Here is a 24543-nt window from a genome sequence, read left to right on the forward strand (position 1 = left end):
TGAGAAGGGGCGTGCCGGTTCGACCCCGGCTCGGGGCACCATCTGGATTCGCTATGTCACATTACAACGCTCCCTTTGAAATCCACGTCCATGGTCAAGTGCAATTGCGTGCTGATGTGGACTTCAATCAGCTTCAGGAAGCACTCAAGCCATTGTGGAAGTACGCTGGTGCGCGTTCTCTCGCGGATGGGGCTTCGAGCGCCTATGAGGAGGAGCCGGGCATACAGTTCGATGCCAAGGAGCACATTCTGCAGATGTGCTGGACGGTGCGTGGCGACGAAGACTTCCGCCAGTCTTTGGATGAAATGTGCATGAGTCTCAATGAATTGGCCGAGCAGGGCGCAGCCATCGAGGTGACGTTCTACGATGCCGAGTTCGATGAGGATGAGGCACCCGAGGACGAAGAGGCGCGTGATGATTTCGTGATGCTGTTTGTGGGGCCCACTCCCGCCGCCATCATGCAAGTACAACGTGACCTTCTTGTGCAAGATGTGGTCAATCTGATGGAGCGGCACTTCGACGGCTCCGAGCTCGGTGGCGTTGTCTCAGAGATTGACAAGCTCTTCTCTCAACGTTTTGATGCGCTGGTGAGTTCGCTTGAAATTGGTAAACCGCCACGAGGTCCGGGTGGCAGCGGGCATGGCGGCGGACGCCGGCCGCGTCACCTTCACTGACGTGCTCGATCTCTGTGTCGAGCACCACGGCGTGAGTTGCAGTGCTCCCCTCGCTCGGTATAGAAGAGGCTTTCGACGCGTGCCCACAATAGCGTCATGACCACAACCTATTCGGATGAGCTTCTGGCACAGGTGGCGGCGTTGCCACCTTTGCCCGGGGTGTACCGCTACTTCGATGCACAGAATGTCTTGCTATATGTCGGCAAGGCGCGCAACCTGAAAAAGCGAGTCAGCAGCTACTTCAGCAAGCAGCACGGAGGCACGCGCATTGGCCATATGGTGGGCAGAATCGCGCGGCTGGAAACGACGGTGGTGCGCTCCGAGGCCGAGGCGCTCCTGCTGGAAAACAATCTCATCAAGTCCCTGGGCCCGAAGTACAACATTCTTTTTCGGGACGACAAGAGTTACCCTTATCTCAAGATCACCGGAGTCTCGGCAAAGGACGGTACGGGGGATGCTCCGGGACAGTGCTACCCGCGCATGGCGTATTACCGGGGGGCAGTGGATAAACGTCACCGATACTTCGGTCCTTACCCTGGCGCATGGGCCGTCAAAGAAAGCATTCAGCTACTGCAGAAGGTTTTTCGGTTGCGTACTTGTGAAGACACGGTGTTTGCGAATCGCGCGCGTCCCTGCTTGCTGTACCAGATCAAACGCTGCTCCGCTCCGTGTGTGGGTTTGATTTCCCCAACGGCCTATGCAGCAGATGTCCGCAGTGCGGAGGCGATGTTGCTGGGTGAAACCCAGGAACTGCTTCAAACGCTGGAAGAGCGCATGCTCGCGTACGCCGAGAAGCTGGAGTTTGAACAGGCGGCTGAGGTTCGCAACCAGATCACGGCACTCGCACGTGTGTTGCACCAACAAGCGGTGGAGACGGCATCGGACAAGGACGTGGACATACTCGCCGTTAAAGTGGCTGGCGGCCGTGCCTGCGTCAACCTGGCGATGGTGCGCGGTGGCCGGCACCTTGGCGACAGGCCTTACTTTCCGGTTCACGTAGAGGAAGCGACAGGTGTCTTCCAACTGGAAACGCGCGAGGATGCCCCGGATAACCTGGTGGTAGAGGAGGCTGGCGGACTCGAGCAGTCGGTGCCGGCGCAGATCCTTGCTGCGTTCATTGCGCAGCACTACCTTGGGGTACCCTTGCCACCGACACTGATCACGAGCGAGCCAGTCGACCCCGCATTGCTTTGGGTGCTGGCACAGCAGACGGGGGTGCGAGCGACAGTCGTCCACCAGCCGCGTGAACAACGGCGAATCTGGCTGGAAATGGCGGAGCAGAACGCACAGATCCAGTTGGCACGGTTGCTGGCGGAGGAGGGTTCCCAGCGGGCGCGCACGCGTGCCCTGGCGGAAGCGCTGGATCTGGAGGCAGAGAGCTTGGATGACCTCACCATCGAGTGTTTCGACATTTCGCACACTGCAGGGGAGGCGACCCAGGCTTCCTGCGTGGTTTTTCATCACCACAAAATGCAAAGTGGCGAGTACCGCCGTTTCAAAATCGAGGGCATTACCCCGGGCGATGACTATGCAGCTATGCGTCAGGTACTCATGCGTCGCTACAGCAAGGTTGCCGAAGCACAGCGTGAGGCAGGGGGAGCGGAGGTGACAAATGCCCCGCGCTTGCCGGACCTGGTGCTGGTGGACGGTGGCAAGGGGCAAGTAAGCATGGCGCGCGATGTGTTCCAGGAACTGGGCCTGGATATCTCACGCATCGTTGGTGTCGAAAAGGGGGAGGGCCGCAAGGTGGGGCTGGAAGAACTGGTCTTTGCGGATGGACGCGACAAAGTCTATCTGGGGCGAGACTCGGCTGCGCTGATGCTTGTGGCGCAGATCCGTGACGAGGCCCACCGCTTCGCCATCACCGGAATGCGCGCCGCTCGTGCAAAAGTACGCGTAGGCGGCAGCCGATTGGAAGATATACCCGGTGTGGGGCCTAAAAAACGGGCAAGGCTGCTTCAGCGCTTTGGCGGCGTGCGCGGCGTGGCAGATGCCAGCGTGGACGACCTCGCCACGGTCGAGGGCATATCTCACGACTTGGCGGAAGAGATCTATCGCGCGCTGCGCTGACCCGGTTGACGGCCCGGGGCATTGCCGCGCGTGCCACAATTGGCACCCATGTTTTTCACTATTCCCACCATCATGACTTGGACGCGCATTGTCGCGATACCCTTGATCGTGGGAGTGTTCTATGCGCCGCTGGACCCGGCGATGCGCAACCTCATCGCCACGGTGATGTTCATCGTTTTTGCGGCCACCGATTGGCTCGATGGGTTTCTTGCACGCAAGCTCAACCAGACCTCCGCGTTCGGGGCGTTTCTGGATCCCGTGGCTGACAAGTTCTTGGTATGTGCGTCGCTATTGGTACTCGTGCATATGCAACGTGCCGATGTGTTCGTGGCACTCATCATCATCGGCCGCGAAATCGCTATCAGTGCCTTGCGGGAATGGATGGCGCAGATCGGGGCGAGCAAGAGTGTGGCCGTGCACATGATCGGCAAGCTCAAGACCACGGTGCAGATGATTGCCATTCCTTTCCTGTTGTATGACGGGCAGTTGTTTGGCGTCATTGACACGGGTGTGTGGGGTACCTGGCTGATCTGGGTCGCCGCAGTGCTGACGGTGTGGTCCATGGTTTATTACCTGCAAAAAGCACTGCCAGAAATTCGAGCGAGAGTCCGTTAAGTTTCTTGCTACTGCTGGGAGAGCCTTGTGTCAAAAGGGTTCATTGCTATAGATGACATAGCAAGGCAATCCGCGCCCACATGGAGAAGGCTGGTGGCGGCAACTCGGCACCGCAGGGCGAAAGTGCTTGTCAATACGGAATGCGCCTAGCGCGCAAGGTCGAAACAAAAGCGGTGCTCGAATCCGGGACGGGGATCAAATACGACTAGAATTCGCTCCCATGCTGTCGCCCACGCGGTACGTCTTATTGACACCCTACAGTGCGATGGCTTTAATCTGACACAGCAATTTCTGACGCTGCTTCAGTTCCCTCCGCCTCTGCCTTTCGGACCGCTTCCGTTGCAGGGGGCGCGGAGGCCAGATTTGCATAAAGACATTCATCCACTCTTTTCCCGAGAGGCTTCTTGTGAATAAAACCGAATTGATTGAGCACATCGCCAACAACGCTGATATCTCCAAGGCTGCAGCTGCGCGCGCACTGGAGTCCACGATCGAAGCGGTTAAGAAGACTCTCAAGAAGGGCGGCACGGTGTCGCTCGTCGGTTTCGGCACATTCGCCGTCGGCAAGCGCGCTGCGCGCACTGGTCGTAATCCCCGCACGGGCGCTACGATTAAAATCAAGGCTGCTAAAGTTCCAAAGTTCCGTCCAGGCAAAGCACTGAAAGATGCTTTGAACTGATTGTGAAATATGGGGGGTGCTTAGCTCAGTTGGTAGAGCGGCGCCCTTACAAGGCGTAGGTCAGCGGTTCGACCCCGTTAGCACCCACCACCCCATTCAAAGGCGAACGCAAGTTCGCCTTTTCTTTTGCAGCTGTTGAAAGATTGACCATGTTCGAATCCATCCGCAAGCACTCCAAGATCGTCATGTTCTTGTTGTTCTTGCTGATCATCCCGTCGTTCATCCTCGTGGGTATCGACAGCAACTATTTCAGCGGAGGAAGCCCGGTGGTAGCGCGGGTCGATGGCAAGGACATCACCCAAGCCGACTGGGACAACGCTCACCGTATGGAGAGTGATCGAATCCGCGCTCAGTCGCCAGGTATCGACGCCAAGCTGCTGGATTCACCGCAGGCACGCTATGCCACGTTGGAGCGGCTGGTGCGTGACCGCGTGCTGCAAGTCGCGGCGCAGGACATGCACATGCTGACCAGCGATGCGCGGTTGGCACGCGAACTGCAGAGCATTCCGCAGATAGCGGCGTTGAAACGAGCTGACGGCACGCTGGATGCCGAAGCCTATCGCGCCCTGGCCGGTGCGCAGGGACTCACCCCTGAGGGGCTTGAAGCACGCATCCGGCAGGACTTGTCGGTCAACCAGGTCATGGGCGGTGTCATGGGTTCGGCATTCAGCGGCCCGGCGGAAGCACGTTTGGCACTGGATGCACTGTTCCAGCGCCGTGAAATCCAAATCGCCCGTTTCAATGCTTCGGCGTTTGTGTCAAAGGTCGTGGTGACGGATGCCGACCTGGAGGCCTATTACACCGCCCATCCTGCGAAATTCCAGCAGGCTGAACAAGCGTCAGTGGAGTATGTGGTGCTTGACCTTGATGCCGTGAAAGCGGGAATCACGCTCAGCGAAGATGACCTGCGCACCTATTACAAGGAAAACCTGAATCGCCTCGCGGGCAAGGAGGAGCGCCGCGCAAGTCACATACTGATCAACGCCAACAAAGACGCCCCTGCGGATGCGCGCACCCAGGCCAAGGCCAAGGCGGAGGAACTGCTCGCGCAGGTACGCAAAGCGCCGGGCAGCTTCGCGGAGATTGCCAAAAAGGAGTCGCAGGACCCGGGCTCAGCACCGTCCGGCGGTGACCTCGGTTTTTTTGGCCGGGGAGCCATGGTCAAACCCTTTGAAGACGCCGTTTTTTCCATGAAGAAGGGGGAGATCAGCGACGTAGTGGAAACCGACTTCGGCTTCCACATCATCCTGCTTTCCGATATCAAGACTCCGCGCCAGCCCAGTTTCGAGGAGCTGCGCCCCTCGCTCGAGGCAGAACTCAAGCAGCAGCAGGCCCAACGCAAGTTCGCAGAAGTGGCCGAGGCGTTTGCCAATGGTGTGTATGAACAGGCGGACAGCCTGCAACCCGTCGCCGACAAGCTCAAGCTCAAGATTCAGACGGCCGACGGGGTTACCCGTACTCCGGCTGCCGGCGGCGCGGGGCCGCTTGCCAATGCACGCTTCCTGGAGGCGCTGTTCCAGTCGGACTCGCTGCAGAACAAGCGCAATACCGAGGCCATCGAGATCGGTACAAGTGTGCTGGCAGCCGGCCGCGTTACGGCATACCAGCCCGCCATGACGCTGCCGCTGGACAAGGCGCGCGACCAGGTGCGCGCGATCTATATCGCCGAGAAGTCCGCTGAACTTGCGCGGCAGGAAGGCCAAGCCAAACTGACCGCTTGGAAGGCCGCGCCGGACGCAGCCTCCGGGTTGACTGCTGCGTTGACGGTGTCGCGGGACCGGCTGCAGGATCAACCTCGTTCCGTGGTGGATGCCGCCTTGCGTGCCAATGTGGACCAACTCCCGGCCTGGACAGGTGTGGACCTTGGTGCGCAGGGCTATGCCGTGGTGAAAATCAACCGCGTCGTTCCCCGGGACGGTGTGGACGACGCTCGTGCGCGTATGGAGCGAGAGCAATACTTGCAATCGTGGGCGTCGGCCGAGGCGCTAGCGTATTACGATTTGCTCAAGCAGCGTTTCAAGGTCCAGATCAAGGCCCCCCGACCGGTGGCCCAGGCAGAGCTACAAAACTAAGCCGGTTACCTCAGCGGGTAGATTTATCAGGCTATAATTCAAGGCTACGGTGGCTGTAGCTCAGTTGGTAGAGTCCAGGATTGTGATTCCTGTCGTCGTGGGTTCGAGTCCCATCAGCCACCCCAAATAACAAAGGCCCCCGCAGCGCAAGCTTCGGGGGCCTTTTGCATTCAACAAGGTTGGTGTGACCGGTGGCCTGACTGAAGAGGCCCTCCCGAACAGCAGACTGATCGTGCCGGAAGCCGTTCGCCTGCATACGGTTTTGTCCGACGGAGTGCGAAGTGCAAAGGCACTACAACCAGCACAAAGGATGCCCCATGCCAGCAACCCCCGCCCCTCAACCGGTCCCGCCCGTCCCGCCAAATCCCGGCGAGGTGCCGCCGCGACCTATTCCCATTGATCCGCCCGACAACACGCCGCCCATCGAACTGCCCGGTGACCCTATGCAAGAACCAAGCTAGTGGAGCCTGCAGGTGGTTTAACCCGGTAAGTTGGCTGGTATTTCCTCGTTGGGCTGCCGCGGTGGCGAGGTCGGTGGTGGGGCCGGTGGCAGATCACCGGGTGGGCGCGGTAAGTCGTCTGGCACAGTGTGCAGCGGGTGTTCTGTCGGGTCGTGGGGCGTCATGGCGTGAATCCTGGGAAGGGGCGGGGGTACCAAAGGTTGCTCTGCACAGTCGCACCGCACACTATCCTCCCGCCCCTTGAGGCAGATAAGCTGGCATGCGTTGGTGGGGCTCCCGAGGCTTTTTGAGCGGGGTCACACGTGGAATGGGCCCCGCAGGGTCGAGGATCAACCGCGAAGGTATACCCGCAGTTGCGGGAGCCAGCTCGGCTTCCAGCCGTGCAATGCGCTGCCGGTACATCCGTGCCAGTGCAGCATGGTGTTCGGCAGCGTTTTCGTGTTCGAATGCCGCCATTCGCGCTTCATTCAGGCTGGTCTCGAGACGGCGGGCATACATGGCAGCGGGATCAAAGAGGCGCTTGAGCATGGTCTTCTCCTGTGAAGGGGTAACAAGACCATAGAGCGCGCAACGCGCTGTAGAGTGTCGGACGGCGTCCCGCATTTCCGCCCGACAGTGGCACTTCGGCCGCAGAGAGACGTCTTCTCCAGGATGCGGAGGCACACTCGAAGCCCGGAGGAGTTCACATAACGCCCTGAAAGCCGCACAGGCGCTACGTTTCGTATTTTCGATTTTGAAAAGTACCATCATTTTCGGTGCGTCTCCTTTGTGGCGCTTAGGACACGCTATGAGACGGCTTTAATGGTAGTGATTCTTTCGGTGGTCTCGGGCAGGGGCGGTAGTATCCGGTAACAACCACACGTCGCCTTTGCATGCACTGGGATGGTGCGAACTGCCGAATGGATAAAACCAAACTCTCCGAAAGCGACATTTGCGAAAAGTTCATCCGGCCGGCCATGGAGCAGGCGGGCTGGGACGGCATGGACCAGATCTACCGGGAGTATCCGTTGCGCGCGGGCCGTGTGGTGGTGCGCGGCAGGCAGGCCCAGCGCGACAAAAGCACCGTGCTGCGTGCCGACTACGCCCTGTTCTTCAAGGCCAACATCCCCCTGGCCGTGGTGGAGGCCAAGGACAACCAGCATGCCGTGGGCGCAGGCATGGGGCAGGCCATCCAATATGCCGAGCTGCTGGGCGTGCCGTTCAGTTTCGCCAGCAATGGCGATGGCTTCGTGTTCCGTGATGCCACGCTGGCCGATGGTGTGCTGGAGCGCAACCTGACTCTGGAGGAATTTCCGTCACCTGCCGAGCTGTGGAGTCGCTACTGCGCCTGGAAGGGCTGGTCCGCCGAAGAAAGCCGCATCGCCGGCTTTGACTACGCCCCCAACAAGACCCCGCGCTACTACCAGCTGAACGCCGTGAACCGCGCCGTCGAGGCCATCGCCGCAGGGCAAGACCGCGTGCTGCTGGTCATGGCCACCGGCACCGGCAAGACCTACACCGCCTTCCAGATCATCTGGCGCCTGTGGAAGAGCGGCGCCAAGAAGCGCATCTTGTTCCTGGCCGACCGCAACATCCTCATCGACCAGACCATGGTCAACGATTTTCGCCCCTTCAAGGGCGCCATGGCCAAGCTCAGCCCCAATGCCAAGGGCGTGGAGCGTGTCGATGCGCAGGGCGCGGTGTCGGTCGAAGACGTGGACTTGGCTGTCAACAAAACTACCAAGCTGGTGGACAAGAGCTACGAGATTTACTTGTCGCTGTACCAGGCCGTCACCGGCACCGAGGAAGAGCGCAACATCTACAAGCAGTTCAGCCCCGACTTCTTCGACCTGATCGTGGTGGACGAATGCCACCGGGGCAGTGCAGCCGAAGACTCCGCCTGGCGCGACATCCTCACCTACTTTGCCGGCGCCACTCAGATCGGCCTCACCGCCACGCCCAAAGAAACCAAGGACGTTTCCAACACCGACTACTTCGGCGAGCCCGTCTACACCTACAGCCTCAAGCAAGGCATCGAAGACGGCTACCTGGCGCCGTACAAGGTCATCCGCGTCGATCTGGACAAAGACACCTTTGGCTGGCGCCCCACGGCGGGCATGACCGACAAACACGGCCACGCCATCGAAGACCGCATCTACACCGGCGCCGACATGAACCGTAAGCTCGTGCTGGAGCAGCGCGACGCCGTGGTGGCCGCCAAGATCACCGAATACCTCAAGGCCACCGACCGCTACGCCAAAACCATCGTCTTTTGCGAAGACATCGACCACGCCGCGCGCATGCGCCAAGCGCTGAGCAACGCCAACGCCGACCTGTGCGCCACCCAGCCCAAATATGTGGTGCAGATCACCGGCGACAACATCGAAGGCAAGCTGGAACTCGACAACTTCATCGACCCCGAGAAAACCTACCCGGTGATCGCCACCACCTCCAAGCTCATGAGCACCGGGGTGGATGCCCAGACCTGCAAGCTCATCGTGCTGGACCAGACCATCAAGTCCATGACGCTGTTCAAGCAGATCATCGGCCGTGGCACCCGCCTGCGCGAAGACCTGGGCAAGACCTGGTTCACCATCCTCGACTTCAAGCGCGCCACTGAACTGTTTGCCGATAAGGACTTTGACGGCGAGCCCGTGCAAATCTACGAACCCGGCGGTGGTGAACCTGTGGCCCCGCCCGAACCGGCACTGCCTGGCTCCACTCCTGGCGACCCAGGTGCGCCAGACCCTCTGGATCCTTTGAGCACTTTAGGCCCCTTTGCTGGCGGCAGTGGCGAATCAGATGGCCCCAAAAAATACGTCCTCGGCAACAACGTCACCGTGGCCGTGGCCCGCGAGCGCGTGCAGTACCTCAACGCCGAAGGCAAGCTCATCACCGAGAGCCTGCGCGACTACACCCGCATCAACGTGCGTAAGCAATACGAGTCGCTCGACCAGTTCCTGCAAGCCTGGCAACAGGCCGACCGCAAGGCCGCCCTGCTGCAAGAACTGGAAGCGCAGGGCGTGCTGCTCGATGCGCTGGCCGACGAGGTTGGCAAAGACCTCGACCCCTTCGACCTGCTGCTGCACGTCGCCTACGACCAGCCCCCGCTCACCCGCCGCGAACGCGCACGCCGTGTGCAAAAGCGCAATGTCTTCACCCAATACGGCCCCGTGGCCCGCAAGGTGCTGGAGGCATTGCTCGACAAATACGCGGACGAAGGCATCACCACCATCGAGAGCAACGAAGTCTTCAAGCTCCAACCCTTCACCGACCTGGGCAGCCCCGTGGAGCTGGTGCGCAGCTTTGGCGGCCGCCCGCAGTACCTGAGCGCGCTGCAAACCCTGGAGCGCGAGCTGTACGCTCCTCGCTGACTGCTGCCCGCCGAAATTCAGACAAACGCCAGCCTCTCAAGAGCCGCGTTGGAAACCCCTATGACGAACAAAAAATGCATCGACCCTGCAGCGGCACGGCACTTCATTGCCAACTACCAAAGCCTGCTCGAAACCATCCCCACCACCAAGCGCAAGGCGAACCTGGTGGCGCAACTGACCGCGGCACGCGATGCCCTGTATGCCAACCCTGCGCTTTTGCAGCAAGCGCTGGCACAACTGCAGGACCAGGGCCGCTTCTGTGCCGACGACGTGCTGCAAGCCGTGCACACGCTGCGCGTTGACAACTGGATCTATGTCAACGACACCGCCATACACAGCCACTTTCTGGAGCCCCATGAGACGAATGCGGGGTATGCCATCAAGACGCTGACCACGCCCCTCAAAGAAATGCTTGGCAGCAGCGGTGCCGTCATCTCCTGCGGTCTGCTGGTGTTTCAAGGGCAGGTCATCTGCGACGGGTTGGTGGGCTTTGGCGCCTGGCTGGGGCCAAACTACCGGAGCAGCTTCAAAGAGCAACTCGCCGCCTGCCGTGCCCAAGGGACGCTTTATCGCGACCGCCTGTTGCCCCGGACACCGCCCGAAACAGTGGCGCAGTAGCTCATAAAATGATAGCTAATAGCGCTTATCCCATAAGCGCTAGAGCCTGTTTTGACTTAAATTTTGCACCCCATGTCCAACCTCACCCCCGTGATCAAATCCATCCAAGACATCATGCGCCAGGACTCTGGCGTGGATGGCGACGCCCAGCGCATCAGCCAGCTCACCTGGCTGCTGTTCCTCAAGGTGTTCGACGCTCTGGAAGAAGAACTCGAACTCACCCGCGACGACTACCAAAGCCCCATTGCCGAGCACCTGCGCTGGCGCCACTGGGCGGCCGACCCCGAGGGCATGACGGGCGACGCGCTGCTCGACTTTGTGGACAAGCAACTCTTCCCCGCCCTCAAGGGCCTGAGCGCCGACCCACAACGCAACCCACGCGGCTTCGTGGTGCGCGGCGTGTTTGAAGACGCCTATAACTACATGAAAAGCGGCCACCTGCTGCGCCAGGTGGTCAACAAACTCAACGCCATCGACTTCAACCGCCAGGCCGAACGCCACCAGTTCAACGACCTGTACGAAAAGATCCTGCGCGACCTGCAAAGCGCGGGCAACGCGGGCGAGTTCTACACCCCCCGCGCCGTCACCCAATTCATGGTGGACATGACCAACCCCCAGTTGGGCGAAAGCGTGATGGACCCCGCCACCGGCACCGGCGGCTTCCTCGTCTGCGCCATCGAACACCTGCGCAAACAAGTGCACAACGCAGAGCAAGAAGCCGTGCTGCAAAACAGCATTCGGGGTGTAGAGAAAAAGCAGCTCCCGCACATGCTGTGCGTTACCAACCTGCTGCTGCACGGCATTGAAGTGCCCAGCCAGATCGTGCACGACAACACCCTGGCCCGCCCGCTGCGCGACTACACGGCGGCAGACCGCGTCAACGTCATCCTCACCAACCCGCCCTTTGGCGGCATTGAAGAGCCGGGCATCGAGGCGGGCTTCCCCGCCGACGTGCGCACCAAGGAAACCGCCGACCTCTTCCTCGTGCTCATCCAGCACCTGCTCAAACCCGGCGGCCGCGCCGCCGTGGTGCTGCCCGATGGCTTTTTGTTTGGCGAAGGCGTCAAGGCCCGCATCAAAGAGCAACTGCTGCAGCACTGCAACCTGCACACCATCGTGCGCCTGCCCAACGGCGTGTTTGCGCCCTACACCGGCATCAAAACCAACTTGCTGTTCTTCACCAAGGGCCAGCCCACCCAGCACATTTGGTACTACGAACACCCCTACCCCCAGGGCGTCAAAACCTACAACAAGACCAAACCCATCCGCATCGACGAGTTCGACGCCGAGAAAGCCTGGTGGGGCACCGAGCAGGACGGCTTTGCCGCCCGCGTGGAAAACGAACGGGCCTGGAAGGTCGGCATCGACCAGATCAAGGCCGCAGGCTACAACCTGGACCAGAAGAACCCCCACATCGGCGAACAGCAAAGCCACGACCCCGACGCGCTGCTGGCCGACTACGCCCGCCTGCAGGCCGAGGCCCAGGCCCTGCGCGATGAGCTCAAGGGCATCCTGGCCCAGTCTTTGGCAAAAACAGCCGCTAGCGCTTGAAGGACAAGCGCTAGTAGCTATCAAAAAAAGAGCAGTTCGTGCACCCGCCAAGCCCCTGAGCCACGTTGGGGGGGCGCCGGGGGGCTGGACATTCATGCGCCGGAACGCATAATTTGTTCTCTAAAAGAAAACATTCGTTTCCATTTTGAAAACACCACCCACCCTGGCCGAGCTGCTGTTCCCCAACCAGTACCGCCGCAAAGTGCTGGCCTTGCTGCTGATGCAGCCCGACCAAAAAATGCACCTGCGCGAACTGTCTCGGCAAACACAGGCCGCCCCCGGCACCCTGAAAAAAGAGCTGGACGCGCTGTGCCATGTGGGCCTGCTCACCAGCGAGCGCGTAGGCAACCAGGTGCAGTTCCAGGCCAACCAAAGCCACCCCGTGTTTGCCGAGCTGCAAGCCCTCATCCGCAAAACCACTGGCCTGGCTGATGTGCTGCGCCAGGCCCTGCAGCCGCTGGGCGACCAGGTGGCGCTGGCCTTTGTGTTTGGCTCCATGGCCAGCGGCAGCGCCCACGCAGGCAGCGATGTGGATGTGCTGGTGGTGGGCAGCGCCAGCTTTGCCCAGGTGGTGGAAGCCACCTACGCCGCCCAGACCCAGCTGGGGCGCGACATCAACCCCAAGGTCATGACCCCCACCGAATGGGCCGCCAAACGCGCCGAAGGCCACCCCTTTGTGCAAGAGCTGCTGGCCAAGCCCCGAATTTTGCTGACCGGAACCCTCGATGCCTGAAGAAGAACTCAACAACCTGGCCCGCATTGGCATGCTCGACAAGGTGCCGTTTTCTGCCGCCCTGCTGCAAAAAATGCTGGCCACCGCCCACACCCGCCTGCAAGACGCACAGCGCACCGACAACAGCACGGAAACGCGCTTTGACTGCGCCTACACCGCCATCCGCGCCCTGGCCGACGCCGCTTTGCACGCCCAAGGCTGGCGCACCTCCACCAGCAAGCCCGGCCACCACCAAACCACCATCGGCTGCCTGGTGCACACCCTGGGCGTCAGCCCCGCCACCGTGCGCGTGCTCGATGCCCTGCGCAAACAGCGCAACCTGAGCGACTACGACGGCGAGCTGGTCACCGAGCAAACCCTGCGCGAATGCCTGCAACAGGCCCAAACGCTCAGCGAGCTGGCGCAGCACAAGCTGGCCCCGTTATTGAACAAAAACGCCTCTGGCGCTTGAGGAGCAAGCGCATGCTGCTATCAAATATGGAGCTAATCGCCACCGCCCCCGGTGGCGTCGCCAAGTTGCGCGAACTCATCCTCACCCTGGCCGTGCAAGGCAAGCTGGTGCCGCAAGACCCGGCCGATGAACCGGCGAGCGTGCTGCTGCAGAAGATTCGGGCGGAGAAAGATCGGCTGATCGCCGAGGGCAAGATCAAGCGGGACAAGCCGCTGGCGGAGATTGCGGAGGAGGAAAAGCCGTTTGGGTTGCCGCAGGGGTGGGAGTGGGTGCGGCTTGGCCAACTTGCAAACTTCATCGACTATCGCGGCAAAACGCCGACGAAGACCGAGTCAGGTATTCCACTGATCACCGCAAAAAATGTTCGGCAAGGGTTCATCAACCGTTTGCCGCGCGAATTCATTGCTGAAGCGGCTTACGCTGGCTGGATGACTCGCGGATTCCCGAAAGTCGGTGATCTGTTGTTCACAACCGAAGCCCCGCTTGGAAATGTCGCTGCAATTGATATTGAAGAACGCTTTGCACTCGCCCAGCGCGTCATCTGTTTTGGACTGTACGAGCCCCAAATGTCCGGTGCGCTCTCAACATTTCTCCGGTCGCCCTGGATGCAAGGTGTGTTCTCAGACCAAGCTACTGGCGTAACAGCCCAAGGAATCAAATCTGCTCGTTTGCAACTGATACCAATTCCAGTACCGCCCCTCGCTGAACAATCCCGTATCGCAAACCGTGTCGAAGCCCTCATGCGCCTGTGCGATGCGCTGGAGGCCAAGGACCGGCTGGAGGCCGCGCAACACGCCCAACTGGTCAGCACCCTGCTGGGCACGCTCACCGCCAGCACCACGCCTGAAGAGCTGGCCGCCCACTGGCAGCGCGTGGCCCAGCACTTCGACCTGCTGCTGGACCGCCCCGAAGCCATCGACGCCCTGGAGCAAACCCTGCTGCAACTGGCCGTGCGCGGCCTGCTCGTGCCCCAAGACCCCACCGACGAACCCGCCAGCGCCCTGCTGCAAAAAATCCGCGCCGAAAAAGACCGCCTCATCGCCGAGGGGAAGATCAAACGCGACAAACCCCTGCCGCCCATCACCGACGAGGAAAAACCGTTTGAGTTGCCTGTTGGGTGGGAGTGGGTGAGGTTTGGGGATGTTGTCTCGGTTTCCAGTGGCGTCACGCTTGGGCGAAAGACGCCTTTGACCAAGCCTGTGTCTTTGCCATATCTGCGTGTTGCGAATGTTCAGCGGTGGCGCTTAGACCTCACTTCCATGAAGGAAGTTGTTGTTGATCAGACTGAACTGCCCCGTTATCAGCTGCAAAAGGGGGATTTGCTCATCACCGAAGGTGGCGACTGGGACAAGGTGGGACGAACAGCCATTTGGCGCGATGAAATCACAACATGCTTGCATCAGAACCATGTGTTTAAAGCACGAGGGATCACGAGTGACTGGAATGCCGTTTGGGCAGAGCTTTTTCTCAACTCGGCGGTGGCCCGGAGCTATTTCGCTTCCTCTGCAAAGCAAACAACCAATTTGGCTTCGATCAACATGACGCAGTTAAAAGATTGCGCATTTCCAGTGCCACCCCTGGCCGAACAATCCCGCATCGTCACCCGCGTCACCGCCCTGCGCCGCCTGTGCGCCAACCTGCGCCAGCGCCTGGCCGAACGTCAGTCCGTGCAGGCCCGTCTGGCCGAGGCGCTGGTGCAAGAGGTCGCCTGACCATGTCTTGGGTAGGCGAAGCCACGGGCCTGTGGGGTGTGCTCAGCAAGGGCTGGGACTGGTGGCGGGGCAGGCGCGACCCGGCCCGTCGTGCGGCTCAGCGCCTGATCCTTGCCTTTGAGGCGCATGGCGTGCCTCGGCAGTAGATCATTCGCCTGGTGCCCGCCGCTATCGCCCAGGCCAAGCCTGAGCTGGGTATGGCCGATTGCTCGTCGCCTGAGCAACTCAAGCCCAAGCTGACTCCGGCATTGCTGGATTGGGCGGCAGGTTATTTGAATCTGCGCAGGGATTGGTTGGACGGCAGGGAGGATGTGCCGCCGCACTTGGTTGTAGACCATTACAAGCACCCCGCCCGATACGGACCTTGGCTGCAGGCGCGCAAGGCGGAAGCGCCGGACGTGCAACGCTATTTGTCCGTCTGGAAAGCCTACGGCACCCCGGTAGGGCCAGGTGCGGATGGTCCACTGTGTCTGGTCTATGAGGAAACCATCGCAGGGCTGGACGGCATGGAGCGGTCGCGTTACTGGCTGTTGGCCGATGGATGGACCATGGGCCATGCCCCTGTGTGGAAAACCTGGCGGCCGTGGTGCATGTGGCGCAGCAGGCGGGTGTGCTGGTGGTGGGCAAGGAGTTGAGGGCGCCTGACCTGGTGCGCCTGCAAGAAGGCCAAGCGGTGGTACCCGAGCCGTTCCTGCTGCGTTCGGACAATGGGTTGGTCTTCACCAGCCGCAGCTTCACGGCCCTGGGAAGCTACGGACTGCGTCAAGAATTCATCACGCCGCACAGCCCTGAGCAGAACGGTCTGGTCGAGCGGGTGATCCGCACGCTCAAGTGCGTGCATCGGCATCGCTTCGACTCGCTGCAGCATGCCAGTCGCCTGATCGTAAGCGTCCGGCAAACCCAGGCCTACCGAGGCCGGTGATCAGGCGTCGGCGGGTTTCCAGCGGTGTGGCAGGAGCTCGACGATGCGGCTGGCCTTGTGCGTGGGCAGTCGCGTGAGCACGTCCTTGAGGTAGGCATACGGGTCGTGCCCGTTCATACGGGCCGACTGGATCAGGCTCATGACGGCGGCCGCTCGCTGGCCCGCACGCAGGCTGCCGGCAAACAGCCAGTTGTTACGACCGATGGCAATGGGCCGGATCTGGTTCTCGATCCAGTTGTTGTCGACCGGCAGTTGTCCGTCATCCACGAATCGGGTCAGCGCATCCCAGCGCCGCAGGCTGTAGTCCAGCGCCTTGGCGGTTGCTGATCCGTCGGGCACCTGGCGCCGTTGCAGCGTCATCCACTCGTTAAGAGCGTCCAGGATCGGCCGGGTCTGCTGCTGCCGAACGGCTTGCCGTTGCTCGGTGTCCAGCTCTTTGACGTCCCGCTCGATCTCATAGACCCGGGCGAACTGCTGCAGGGCGAACTCGGCGATCTGGCTCTGGTTGGCCGCGTGCAGGTCGAAGAACTTGCGCCGGGCATGGGCCAGACAGCCCACCTCGGTCACGCCGCTGGCGATCAAGGCCTTGTAGCCGCTGAAGTCGTCGCAGGTCAGGCAGCCCTTCCAGGCCTTGTCGGTGCCGTGGCCCAGGAAGCGCCGGGCGTGTTCGCCCGAGCGGGATTCGCAGAAGTCGTAGACCACAGCCTTGATGCTCTCGAAGGCCCCCGGCGCATAGGCCCAGAGGTAGGCGCGGTGCGTCTTGCCATCGCCGGGCTTGAGCATGGCCACCGGCGTCTCATCGGCGTGTAGCACCCGGTGGCTGAGGATCTCGGTCTTCAGGGCATCGACCAGCGGCTGCAGCCGCACCCCGCAGGTGCCCACCCACTGCGCCAGGGTCGAGCGAGGGATGGCCAGGCCAGCGCGGCCGAAGATCGCCTCCTGCCGGTACAGCGGCAGGTGATCGGCGTACTTGCCCACCAGCACCTGGGCCAGCAGGCCGGTGGTGGGGATACCTTTGTCGATGACGTGCGCCTCGACCGGCGCTTGTTGAATGGTCTCGCACCGGGCGCAGGCCCACTTGCCGCGGATGTGGCGCTCGACACTGAAGACGCCGGGCACATAGTCCAGCTTCTCGGCCACGTCCTCGCCCACGCGTTTCATCTGGCAGCCACACGCGCACGTGGTGGACGTGGGTTCGTGGCGGATCTCGCGGCGTGGCAGGTGCGCCGGCAAGGGCATCCGCTTGGCCTGTCTCTTCTCGGGGGTGGCCGGTGCTTGCGTCTGCGCCAGCGCGTCGATCTCGCTGGCCACGGCCGCCAGGTCCGCTTCGATCTCGTCGTCGAGCAGGCTCTTCTGCTCAGGGCTGAAGCGCTCTGATTGGGCGGCGAACTTCATGCGCTTCAAGAGCGCGTTCTCGTGCGTGAGCTTGTCGATGAGGGTCTGCTTGAAGGCAAGCTCCTGGTCCTTGGCAGCAGCGGCTTGCAGCATGGACAGCAGCGCCGAGCGCAATTGCTCGGGACTCAGACTATCCAGGGATTGCGGCTCTACGACCATGGGCATGACTGTGCCAGCGCCGGTAACGCCACGCCATTGGCACATGCACCGATTGGCAGGCCGCATGTCAGCGATCAGATTCAGAGCACGGTGATGAGGCCACCATCGCCCAGGCGCTGCCAAGGCAACCCGAGCACCAGAGCGTCGAACTGCGAGCGGCTGAGCGTGGTGGTCAACGCACCGTCACGCGGCCAGACGAACTTGCCGCTGTTCAGGCGCCGCGCCGCCAGCCACACCCCAATGCCGTCGTGCACCAACACCTTCATGCGGCTGGCTCTCCGGTTGGCAAACAGGTAGGCGTGATGCGGACGCGCAGCACCGAAGACGGCCACCACACGGGCCAGCGCGGTGTCTGTGCCGGCACGCATGTCCAGCGGCTCGGTAGCCAGCCACAGGGCGTCGATGCGGATCACTTGAGCAGGTCCCGCATCCAGGCCGCGCAGTGCTCGGCCGCGCAGACCGGCCAGGTCAGCGAGATGCTGGTAGCGCCACGGCGCAACTCGATGCGGATGTCTGGGGCCGGCGCACAGCTGGGCGCAGGCAGCGTCACCGGCACGAAGGTGGGAACTTGCATATCTGTGCTGGGGGCATGGGCCAGTCGGCGCCATTTGTGCACGACGTTGGCGTTGATGCCGTGCGAGAGCGCCACGCTGGCCACCGATGCACCGGGCTGGGCGCACTCGGCCAGGATCTGCTGCTTGAGCTCGGCGCTGTGGCGCCGACGGGTCTTGTTCTGGGCTTCGGTCATGGTGTCCACCTATCTGGTTTGGTGGACACCATCGTTGCCGCTTACGCCGCCGCCCTCAAGGGTGGGATGACCGTGCGCTTACGCCTGATCGGGGACTGGATCCATTTCTACAACCACCGGTGCCCGCACCAGGCGCTGAACGTGAGAACCCCCGCTGAGGCATTCGCATTAGCGGCATGACCTGTGACCTGTGACCTGTGACCTGTGACCTGTGACCTGTGACCTGTGACCTGTGACCTGTGCAGTTTCTGCTGGGTCAATACGGTATGTGGAGATGCCGGCAAAAGTACCAACTATTTGTTGGTATGTCACGGTACGCGAGACGGCTTGAGAAAACAAAAAACCCGCAACGCTAGGAAGCATGCGGGCTCTAAAAGGTCGTGAGATTTTTTGGAGGTCTGTTTTGGCCTGCCCGGAGGGACTCGAACCCCCGACCTATTGCTTAGAAGGCAATTGCTCTATCCGGTTGAGCTACGGGCAGATGATGCAGGTATGCGGTGCGCGCGGTGATGTGCGCGCTCGGAGTGCAGGATCATACAGGCGCCCGGAGCGCTTCCGCGCCAGCCTGCGCAGCCCATGAAATAGAAGACGGCATGCGGGTGCTTTGTATGATGCCAAATATGCCTTTAGCGCTTATCCAGCAAGCGCAAGCAGCTATCATTTAAAGAGTGGCCGCAGTCTGGCGTGCTCTTCAGTCCATCTCCTCAAACACCAGCGATGGAGGTGCCATGACCCGTGCCACATCGCCGAGCTGGCCGATGACATGGTTGGCGAAATAGCTGTTCTGCGTATCGGGCTCCAGCGCTGCCACGGCCAGATTGGCCAAGGGCTGGTTGAGAGACACGTAATAGCTGCCCCCCGGCACGTCGATGGCGCTGCGCATGGGGGTCACGGTGGCGCGGATGATCGGGCGGGCGCCAGGGATGGCTCCGCGCACGTCCTCTCGCTCGGAGCTCTCCCGGCTGGTTTCCTCATAGATGTCGGCCAGTACGGAGCCCGCCTCGGCGACGTGCATCACCTGGATGCCCAGCAGCTTCAGGCGCTCCACTGCATCCGTTGCGCCGCTTGCCAACCAATAACCGCAGGGACGGTGGCGTTTTTTGACCGGCTTGAGTTGCAGCGAGGAATTCCAATCCACGCGCAGGGTCCGGTCTGCGCCGGTCTGTGGGTCCAGCATGACCAGGTCGCGCTGGCCAGGGGTTTGCGTGGCTTCCACCACGATCTCGCCGCGGCATGCCTGGGAGGCAATGTCCCGCGCTTCATAGGAGCGCACCTGCTCCAAGTCGGCGGCGCGGTCCACGGTGCTGCGCAGTGCACTGGTGAGGGCCGTCACCTGCGAGTGCACGCGCCGCTGGATGTGGGTGCGGCCAATGCCCACGCCGCGCGTTTCCACGAGCATGCTGACGGCGTTCTTCAGACCATTCACGTTGCGGCAGGTATCGGGTTGCGTCCCTCCCATGGACAGGCGAAGGTCTTCGGCGCGGGTCGAGGTGGTGTAGTACCACTCCTGGCTCAGGCCTTCCGCTTCCAGGGCCCTGATCATGGGGTGGTGGAACCATTCCAGAGCTGCCTTGGTCATGAATTCCGGCAGGTTAGCCGTCGTTGCGTGCTGCAGCAGCACGTCGTAGCGTTGGATGGCATGGAATTTCTCGAGGAACCGTCCGGTGACGGTGTATTCATGCGCATCGAAAATGGCGATCGGGCGATAGTTGCGCACCAGTTTGGCGAGTGCCTGGGCCTCCGGAGTCTGCAAAAGCAGGTGGTCCCGGTTCATGTCGATGCCGTTGGACGTGGCTCGTGTGCCGGCCTCGGCTCCGTCGGGATTCGCGCGGGGAACGACGATCACGTTGATGCGCTCCAGCATGGGCTCCAGCAGACCCTGTGCCAGTTCGCGCGCCAGTACGAGCAATGCCTCGCTGCCGGCGGGCTCGTCGCCATGTTGCTGCCCAAGCAGCAGCACCGTGGGGCGGCGGCTGGCGTCCAGTGCGGCCACGTCGGTGCCAGCCGCGCGGGTCAGCACCAGGCCGTGCAAGGGCGTGCCGCGCTGCGATACCCCCAGGTCGAGCATCTGCACGCGGGTCGTGCCGCGCTGCGCCGTGGCCAGATTACGCAGCCATTGGGTGAGTTCGGCGTTGGTGGTGAAAGCCTGGCGCCCCTCGGCGAGCCCCGGCGTTTCGTACCGCACGGAAGGCGCGGGAAAGCGTGCCGCGACAGCCGCGCTGTAGGGGAGCGCGGTGGAGGCCGGCTCGGTGGCCGGGGCGACGGGCGTTACCGTGACCGGGCTGGGCACGACTTCGCCACGCTGCACTGTTCCCAGCGGCGGCGGTACGGCGCGGGACGTTTGCGGACCAGTGGGCGTGGGGGGGGAGGACTGCGCGGGCCACGGAGGCAGGGGCGTGCTGGAGCAGGCGGACAGCAGGAATGCGCCCAGCAGCGCGGTAGCGCGGTGCCGTGCTGCGATTGCGGCGATTGGCAGCGCGTAAGTGTGGGTGAGCAGATTCTTCGGCGTCATGGTGGGCGTGGCGGAAGTGGTGCTGGGGCGGATGTTACCTGGCAGCTTTGATGTCCTGCGCGTGCGGCGGGGTGGTTGGCTCAGGGGCCATGGAAAAAAGCCCGGCTGTGCCGGGCTTTCTGTTGTCGTGAAGGTCTCAGCGGCCGAAGCCGCCACCGCGTGGGCCGCGGCCACCACCGCCGCCGCCGTTGCCACGGCCGAAGCCGCCCCGACGCCCGCGGTCCGCCATGCTGTCCACGCTGGTGCGCATGGGGTCCGGCTGGCTGGCACGGCCGCTGCCATGGCGTGGGCCGATGCCAATGTTGCCGAGCTGCGTGCCCAGGTGGGCGTTCTCGCTGCGAGGCTGGCTGTCGTCGAAACGGCGATTTCCGCCATTACCGCCGCCATTGCCTGCACCCGCGGGACCGCCGCGGCGGCGGCCACCGGCCGTGTTCTGCGGACGTTGCTGATCACGTGGACCGGCAGGACGGCCTGCATTGCCTGCGTTGCCGCCGCGGCCCCCGCTGCCGTTCTGACCCCCGGCGCGCTGCTGGCCTTCGCCCTGGCCACCGCCTTGGCGCGAACCGCGCTGGCCGCCAGTGGCCGCCTTGTTGGTGCGGATGCGCTCCATCATCTCCTGGCGTGCCGCCTTGGCCGCGGCCTGCATGACTTCGCGGCTGGGCGGCTTGCCCGCGCCGCCCCAGATGGTCTGGCGGCCCATGGCGATGGGCTCGGCCTTCTCTCCCTCGTCCGGGCCAAAGCCGTCGATCACCTGCACGGGGATTTCCTGCTTGGTGAAGCGCTCGATCTCCATCATGAAACCTTCCTCGTCCATGCAGACGAGGCTCACGGCATGGCCCTCGCGGCCGGCGCGGCCCGTGCGGCCGATGCGGTGCACATAGTCCTCGGGCACGTTGGGGATTTCGTAGTTCACGACGTGCGGCAGGTCGTCGATGTCGATGCCGCGTGCCGCGATGTCGGTAGCCACCAGGGCACGGATCTGGCCCGTCTTGAAGCCCTCCAGCGCCTGGGTGCGGGCGCTCTGGCTCTTGTTGCCATGCAGCGCCATGGCCGAAACGCCGTTCTTGGTCAGGTACTCGGCCACGTTGTTGGCGCCGAACTTGGTGCGCGTGAACACCAGCACCTGGCTCCAGTCGTGCTCCTGGATGATGTGCAGCAGCACCTGCTTCTTCTTGCCGCGCCCCACGGGGTGGATCACCTGGCTGATGCGTTGCACCGTGGTGTTGCGCGGGGTGACCTGGATGCTCTGCGGGTTCTTGAGCAGTGAGTTGGCCAGTTCACGGATGTCGTCGCTGAACGTGGCCGAGAACAGCAGGCTTTGCTTGGACTGGGGCAGCAGCGCCAGCACCTTCTTCACGTCGTGGATGAAGCCCATGTCGAGCATGCGGTCGGCTTCGTCCAGCACCAGGATCTCGACGGTGGACAGGTCCATGAAGCCTTGCTGCTGCAGGTCCAGCAGGCGGCCAGGGGTGGCCACCAGCACGTCCACGCCGCGCTTGATGCGTTCGATCTGGGGGTTCATACCGACGCCGCCGAAGATCACAGTGGAGTTCAGATCCAGGTATTTGCCGTAGCCGCGCACGGATTCTTCGACCTGCGCTGCCAGCTCCCGCGTGGGCGTGAGCACCAGGGCGCGCACACCCTTGCCGCCAAACTGGCTGCGTGGGGCTTGGCCTTCGGCCAGGCGGTGCAGCATGGGCAGCGTGAACGCGGCGGTCTTGCCAGTGCCGGTCTGTGCGCCGGCGAGGAGGTCGTGTCCAGCGAGGACGGCCGGGATGGCCTGGGCCTGGATAGGGGTCGGGTTGTCGTAGCCTTGTTCTTGCACGGCCCGCAAAATGGCCGGCGCCAGCTTCAGTTCTTCAAATGTCATGTAATTGGATGCGCCCATCCGGGGCGCTGGGTATCGGCCTGTCGCAGGCGACTTTACGGGCCGCCCAGCCAGTTTGTTAGGCAGATGATTGCAAGGGTGGGAGCCCGGAAAATTCTTCCTTCGTCCCCAGCTTGTCTAGGCTGATGCCGTGGGCAACTGGAGCCCAAGACGGGGTCTATTGTCGCATGCGCCGATAATCCGCGTTTGTGCGCAAAAAATTTTGGCGCCTTCTTCTGCCCGTTTCCTGAATAAATCCATGGCCCAATACGTTTTCTCGATGAACCACGTCACCAAGACCGTGCCGCCCAAGCGGCAGATCTTGAAGGACATTTCCCTTAGCTTCTTTCCGGGCGCCAAGATCGGCGTGCTGGGCCTGAACGGCTCCGGCAAGTCCTCTCTGCTCAAGATCATGGCGGGCGTGGACAAGGAATTCGAAGGCGAGGCACTGCCCATGCCCGGGCTGTCGATCGGCTACCTGCCCCAGGAGCCCCAACTCAATCCCGAGCACACCGTGCGCCAGGCCGTGGAAGAAGCCATGGCCGAGGTGAACAACGCCAAAGCCCGCCTGGAAGAGGTATACGCTGCTTACGCGGAAGAGAATGCCGACTTTGACGCGCTGGCCAAAGAGCAGGGTGAATTGGAAGCCATCATCGCCGCGGCCGGTACCGATTCCGAACACCAGTTGGAAATTGCGGCCGACGCGCTGCGTCTGCCGGCGTGGGATGCGGTGATCGGCAAGCTATCGGGTGGCGAAAAGCGTCGCGTGGCCCTGTGCAAGCTGCTGCTGTCCAAGCCCGACATGCTGCTGCTGGACGAACCCACCAACCACTTGGACGCCGAGTCCGTGGACTGGCTGGAGCAATTCCTGCACCGCTTCAGCGGTACCGTGGTGGCGATCACCCACGACCGCTACTTCCTGGACAACGCCGCTGAGTGGATTCTGGAACTGGACCGAGGCCACGGCATCCCCTACAAGGGCAACTACTCTGACTGGCTGATCCAGAAGGGCAACCGTCTGGAAGCCGAGCAAAAAGGCGAGGAGGCTCGCGCCAAGGCTTTGAAAAAGGAACTGGAGTGGGTGCGCCAGAACGCCAAGGGCCGCCAGGCGAAGTCCAAGGCGCGTATTGCCCGCTTCGAAGAGCTGAGCGATTACGAATACCAGCGCCGCAACGAAACGCAGGAGATCTTCATTCCTGTAGCGGATCGCCTGGGCTCTAAGGTCATCGAATTCAAAAATGTCTCCAAGGCCTTTGGTGACCGCCTGCTGATCGACAACCTGAGCATGAACATCCCTGCCGGCGCCATCGTCGGCATCATCGGCCCGAACGGTGCCGGCAAGTCGACCCTGTTCAAGCTGATCGCGGGCAAGGAGCAACCTGATTCCGGTACCGTGGAAATCGGTCAGACCGTGAAGATGGCCTTTGTCGATCAGCACCGCGACGCACTGGCCGATGACAAGACCGTGTGGGAGGACATCTCCGGCGGGCTGGACATCATCAACGTGGGCAAGTTCCAAATGGCGTCGCGCGCCTATGCCGGGCGCTTCAACTTCAACGGCCAGGACCAGCAGAAGAAGGTGGGCAACCTGTCCGGGGGCGAGCGCGGCCGCCTGCACCTGGCCAAGACGCTGATCCAGGGCGGCAACGTGCTGCTGCTGGACGAACCGTCCAACGACCTGGACGTGGAAACCCTGCGTGCGCTGGAAGACGCGTTGCTGGAATACGCTGGCACCGTGCTGGTCATCAGCCACGATCGTTGGTTCCTCGACCGTATCGCGACGCACATCCTGGCCGCCGAGGGCGACAGCCAATGGGTATTCTTTGACGGCAATTACCAAGAATACGAAGCTGATAAGAAAAAACGATTGGGTGAAGAGGGTGCGAAACCGAAGCGTATGCGCTACAAGGCCCTCAAATAAGCACTTACAGGTAGTAGCATCGGGCGGACC

Annotated in this window: 20 protein-coding genes and 3 tRNA genes; 16 read left to right on the forward strand and 7 right to left on the reverse strand. The window is 62.1% G+C overall.

Annotation, left to right across the window (positions count from 1 at the left end):
* Positions 1-53: 53 nt before the first annotated feature.
* From K2L43_RS07175 to K2L43_RS07205, 7 genes are all read left to right on the forward strand, one after another.
* Positions 54-674 carry a DUF6806 family protein gene (locus K2L43_RS07175; RefSeq protein ID WP_172206603.1) on the forward strand — a complete coding sequence of 207 codons (621 nt, stop codon included), beginning with the start codon at positions 54-56 and terminating at the stop codon, positions 672-674.
* A gap of 96 nt (positions 675-770) precedes the next feature.
* Complete coding sequence (gene uvrC / locus K2L43_RS07180; RefSeq protein ID WP_220638750.1) at positions 771-2744, forward strand: excinuclease ABC subunit UvrC; 1974 nt, start codon at positions 771-773, stop codon at positions 2742-2744.
* 48 nt (positions 2745-2792) lie between these two features.
* Positions 2793-3359, forward strand: a complete 567-nt coding sequence (gene pgsA / locus K2L43_RS07185; RefSeq protein ID WP_015912838.1) for a CDP-diacylglycerol--glycerol-3-phosphate 3-phosphatidyltransferase — start codon at positions 2793-2795, stop codon at positions 3357-3359.
* 406 nt (positions 3360-3765) lie between these two features.
* Entirely contained in the window at positions 3766-4038 is a 273-nt protein-coding gene (locus K2L43_RS07190) for an HU family DNA-binding protein (protein ID WP_011805814.1), read from the forward strand.
* A gap of 14 nt (positions 4039-4052) precedes the next feature.
* Positions 4053-4128, forward strand: a tRNA-Val gene (locus K2L43_RS07195).
* Between the two features lie 59 nt (positions 4129-4187).
* Positions 4188-6110: a SurA N-terminal domain-containing protein gene (locus K2L43_RS07200; RefSeq protein ID WP_220638751.1), complete on the forward strand. Its 1923-nt coding sequence runs from the start codon at positions 4188-4190 to the stop codon at positions 6108-6110.
* Positions 6111-6159: 49 nt separating this feature from the next.
* Positions 6160-6235: transfer RNA gene (locus K2L43_RS07205), tRNA-His, on the forward strand.
* A gap of 561 nt (positions 6236-6796) precedes the next feature.
* Here K2L43_RS07205 and K2L43_RS07210 read toward each other — a convergent pair.
* The gene (locus K2L43_RS07210; RefSeq protein WP_088887115.1) at positions 6797-7099 is read right to left on the reverse strand and encodes a hypothetical protein; all 303 of its coding nucleotides are present in this window, start codon (positions 7097-7099) and stop codon (positions 6797-6799) included.
* Between the two features lie 371 nt (positions 7100-7470).
* On the opposite strand from K2L43_RS07210, the gene hsdR reads away from it, so the two are divergent.
* The 8 genes from hsdR (at position 7471) to K2L43_RS07250 (ending at position 15911) form a co-directional block, all read left to right on the forward strand.
* Positions 7471-9924 carry an EcoAI/FtnUII family type I restriction enzme subunit R gene (gene hsdR, locus K2L43_RS07215; protein ID WP_220638752.1) on the forward strand — a complete coding sequence of 818 codons (2454 nt, stop codon included), beginning with the start codon at positions 7471-7473 and terminating at the stop codon, positions 9922-9924.
* 48 nt (positions 9925-9972) lie between these two features.
* On the forward strand, positions 9973-10542 hold the full coding sequence (locus tag K2L43_RS07220; protein ID WP_220638753.1) for a hypothetical protein: 570 nt from the start codon (positions 9973-9975) through the stop codon (positions 10540-10542).
* A 72-nt stretch (positions 10543-10614) separates the two neighbouring features.
* Positions 10615-12093: a class I SAM-dependent DNA methyltransferase gene (locus K2L43_RS07225; protein WP_220638754.1), complete on the forward strand. Its 1479-nt coding sequence runs from the start codon at positions 10615-10617 to the stop codon at positions 12091-12093.
* Positions 12094-12238: 145 nt separating this feature from the next.
* Positions 12239-12826 (forward strand): nucleotidyltransferase domain-containing protein, encoded by a 588-nt coding sequence (locus tag K2L43_RS07230; RefSeq protein ID WP_011805808.1) that lies wholly within the window; start codon positions 12239-12241, stop codon positions 12824-12826.
* On the forward strand, positions 12819-13277 hold the full coding sequence (locus K2L43_RS07235) for a hypothetical protein (RefSeq protein WP_011805807.1): 459 nt from the start codon (positions 12819-12821) through the stop codon (positions 13275-13277). Before K2L43_RS07230 ends, K2L43_RS07235 begins: the two co-directional genes overlap by 8 nt.
* A gap of 11 nt (positions 13278-13288) precedes the next feature.
* The gene (locus tag K2L43_RS07240) at positions 13289-14989 is read left to right on the forward strand and encodes a restriction endonuclease subunit S (RefSeq protein WP_220638755.1); all 1701 of its coding nucleotides are present in this window, start codon (positions 13289-13291) and stop codon (positions 14987-14989) included.
* A gap of 2 nt (positions 14990-14991) precedes the next feature.
* Entirely contained in the window at positions 14992-15135 is a 144-nt protein-coding gene (locus K2L43_RS07245) for a hypothetical protein (RefSeq protein ID WP_220638756.1), read from the forward strand.
* Positions 15136-15554: 419 nt separating this feature from the next.
* Entirely contained in the window at positions 15555-15911 is a 357-nt protein-coding gene (locus K2L43_RS07250) for an integrase core domain-containing protein (RefSeq protein ID WP_255580542.1), read from the forward strand.
* Here K2L43_RS07250 and K2L43_RS07255 read toward each other — a convergent pair whose 3' ends face one another.
* The 6 genes from K2L43_RS07255 to K2L43_RS07280 all read right to left on the reverse strand — a co-directional run bounded on the left by K2L43_RS07255 (position 15912) and on the right by K2L43_RS07280 (position 22595).
* Positions 15912-17465, reverse strand: coding sequence for an IS66 family transposase (locus K2L43_RS07255; protein ID WP_015913892.1), 1554 nt, complete (start codon positions 17463-17465; stop codon positions 15912-15914). It abuts the gene before it with no gap.
* 80 nt (positions 17466-17545) lie between these two features.
* Positions 17546-17878 carry an IS66 family insertion sequence element accessory protein TnpB gene (gene tnpB, locus K2L43_RS07260; RefSeq protein WP_015912732.1) on the reverse strand — a complete coding sequence of 111 codons (333 nt, stop codon included), beginning with the start codon at positions 17876-17878 and terminating at the stop codon, positions 17546-17548.
* Positions 17875-18213: a transposase gene (locus K2L43_RS07265; protein WP_015912731.1), complete on the reverse strand. Its 339-nt coding sequence runs from the start codon at positions 18211-18213 to the stop codon at positions 17875-17877. The genes tnpB and K2L43_RS07265 overlap by 4 nt, the downstream gene beginning before the upstream one ends.
* A 404-nt stretch (positions 18214-18617) precedes the next feature.
* Positions 18618-18694, reverse strand: a tRNA-Arg gene (locus K2L43_RS07270).
* Positions 18695-18904: 210 nt separating this feature from the next.
* On the reverse strand, positions 18905-20725 hold the full coding sequence (locus tag K2L43_RS07275; protein WP_220638757.1) for a M14 family metallocarboxypeptidase: 1821 nt from the start codon (positions 20723-20725) through the stop codon (positions 18905-18907).
* Between the two features lie 136 nt (positions 20726-20861).
* Positions 20862-22595, reverse strand: a complete 1734-nt coding sequence (locus K2L43_RS07280; protein ID WP_011805804.1) for a DEAD/DEAH box helicase — start codon at positions 22593-22595, stop codon at positions 20862-20864.
* Positions 22596-22851: 256 nt separating this feature from the next.
* Between K2L43_RS07280 and ettA the strand changes: the two genes are divergently transcribed.
* Positions 22852-24513 (forward strand): energy-dependent translational throttle protein EttA, encoded by a 1662-nt coding sequence (gene ettA, locus K2L43_RS07285; RefSeq protein WP_015912846.1) that lies wholly within the window; start codon positions 22852-22854, stop codon positions 24511-24513.
* Positions 24514-24543 lie beyond the last annotated feature (30 nt).

Source organism: Diaphorobacter sp. MNS-0, from assembly GCF_019602835.1.
In the GTDB taxonomy this organism is placed as follows: domain Bacteria; phylum Pseudomonadota; class Gammaproteobacteria; order Burkholderiales; family Burkholderiaceae_C; genus Diaphorobacter; species Diaphorobacter nitroreducens.

Bases quoted from the DNA above. Each gene is read 5' to 3' on its own strand.
- K2L43_RS07175 (WP_172206603.1), top strand. From the start codon at position 54: ATGTCACATTACAACGCTCCCTTTGAAATCCACGTCCATGGTCAAGTG.
- uvrC (WP_220638750.1), top strand. From the start codon at position 771: ATGACCACAACCTATTCGGATGAGCTTCTGGCACAGGTGGCGGCGTTG.
- pgsA (WP_015912838.1), top strand. From the start codon at position 2,793: ATGTTTTTCACTATTCCCACCATCATGACTTGGACGCGCATTGTCGCG.
- K2L43_RS07200 (WP_220638751.1), top strand. From the start codon at position 4,188: ATGTTCGAATCCATCCGCAAGCACTCCAAGATCGTCATGTTCTTGTTG.
- K2L43_RS07210 (WP_088887115.1), bottom strand. From the start codon at position 7,099: ATGCTCAAGCGCCTCTTTGATCCCGCTGCCATGTATGCCCGCCGTCTC.
- hsdR (WP_220638752.1), top strand. From the start codon at position 7,471: ATGGATAAAACCAAACTCTCCGAAAGCGACATTTGCGAAAAGTTCATC.
- K2L43_RS07225 (WP_220638754.1), top strand. From the start codon at position 10,615: ATGTCCAACCTCACCCCCGTGATCAAATCCATCCAAGACATCATGCGC.
- K2L43_RS07235 (WP_011805807.1), top strand. From the start codon at position 12,819: ATGCCTGAAGAAGAACTCAACAACCTGGCCCGCATTGGCATGCTCGAC.
- K2L43_RS07240 (WP_220638755.1), top strand. From the start codon at position 13,289: ATGCTGCTATCAAATATGGAGCTAATCGCCACCGCCCCCGGTGGCGTC.
- K2L43_RS07245 (WP_220638756.1), top strand. From the start codon at position 14,992: ATGTCTTGGGTAGGCGAAGCCACGGGCCTGTGGGGTGTGCTCAGCAAG.
- K2L43_RS07255 (WP_015913892.1), bottom strand. From the start codon at position 17,465: ATGGTCGTAGAGCCGCAATCCCTGGATAGTCTGAGTCCCGAGCAATTG.
- K2L43_RS07265 (WP_015912731.1), bottom strand. From the start codon at position 18,213: ATGACCGAAGCCCAGAACAAGACCCGTCGGCGCCACAGCGCCGAGCTC.
- K2L43_RS07275 (WP_220638757.1), bottom strand. From the start codon at position 20,725: ATGACGCCGAAGAATCTGCTCACCCACACTTACGCGCTGCCAATCGCC.
- K2L43_RS07280 (WP_011805804.1), bottom strand. From the start codon at position 22,595: ATGACATTTGAAGAACTGAAGCTGGCGCCGGCCATTTTGCGGGCCGTG.
- ettA (WP_015912846.1), top strand. From the start codon at position 22,852: ATGGCCCAATACGTTTTCTCGATGAACCACGTCACCAAGACCGTGCCG.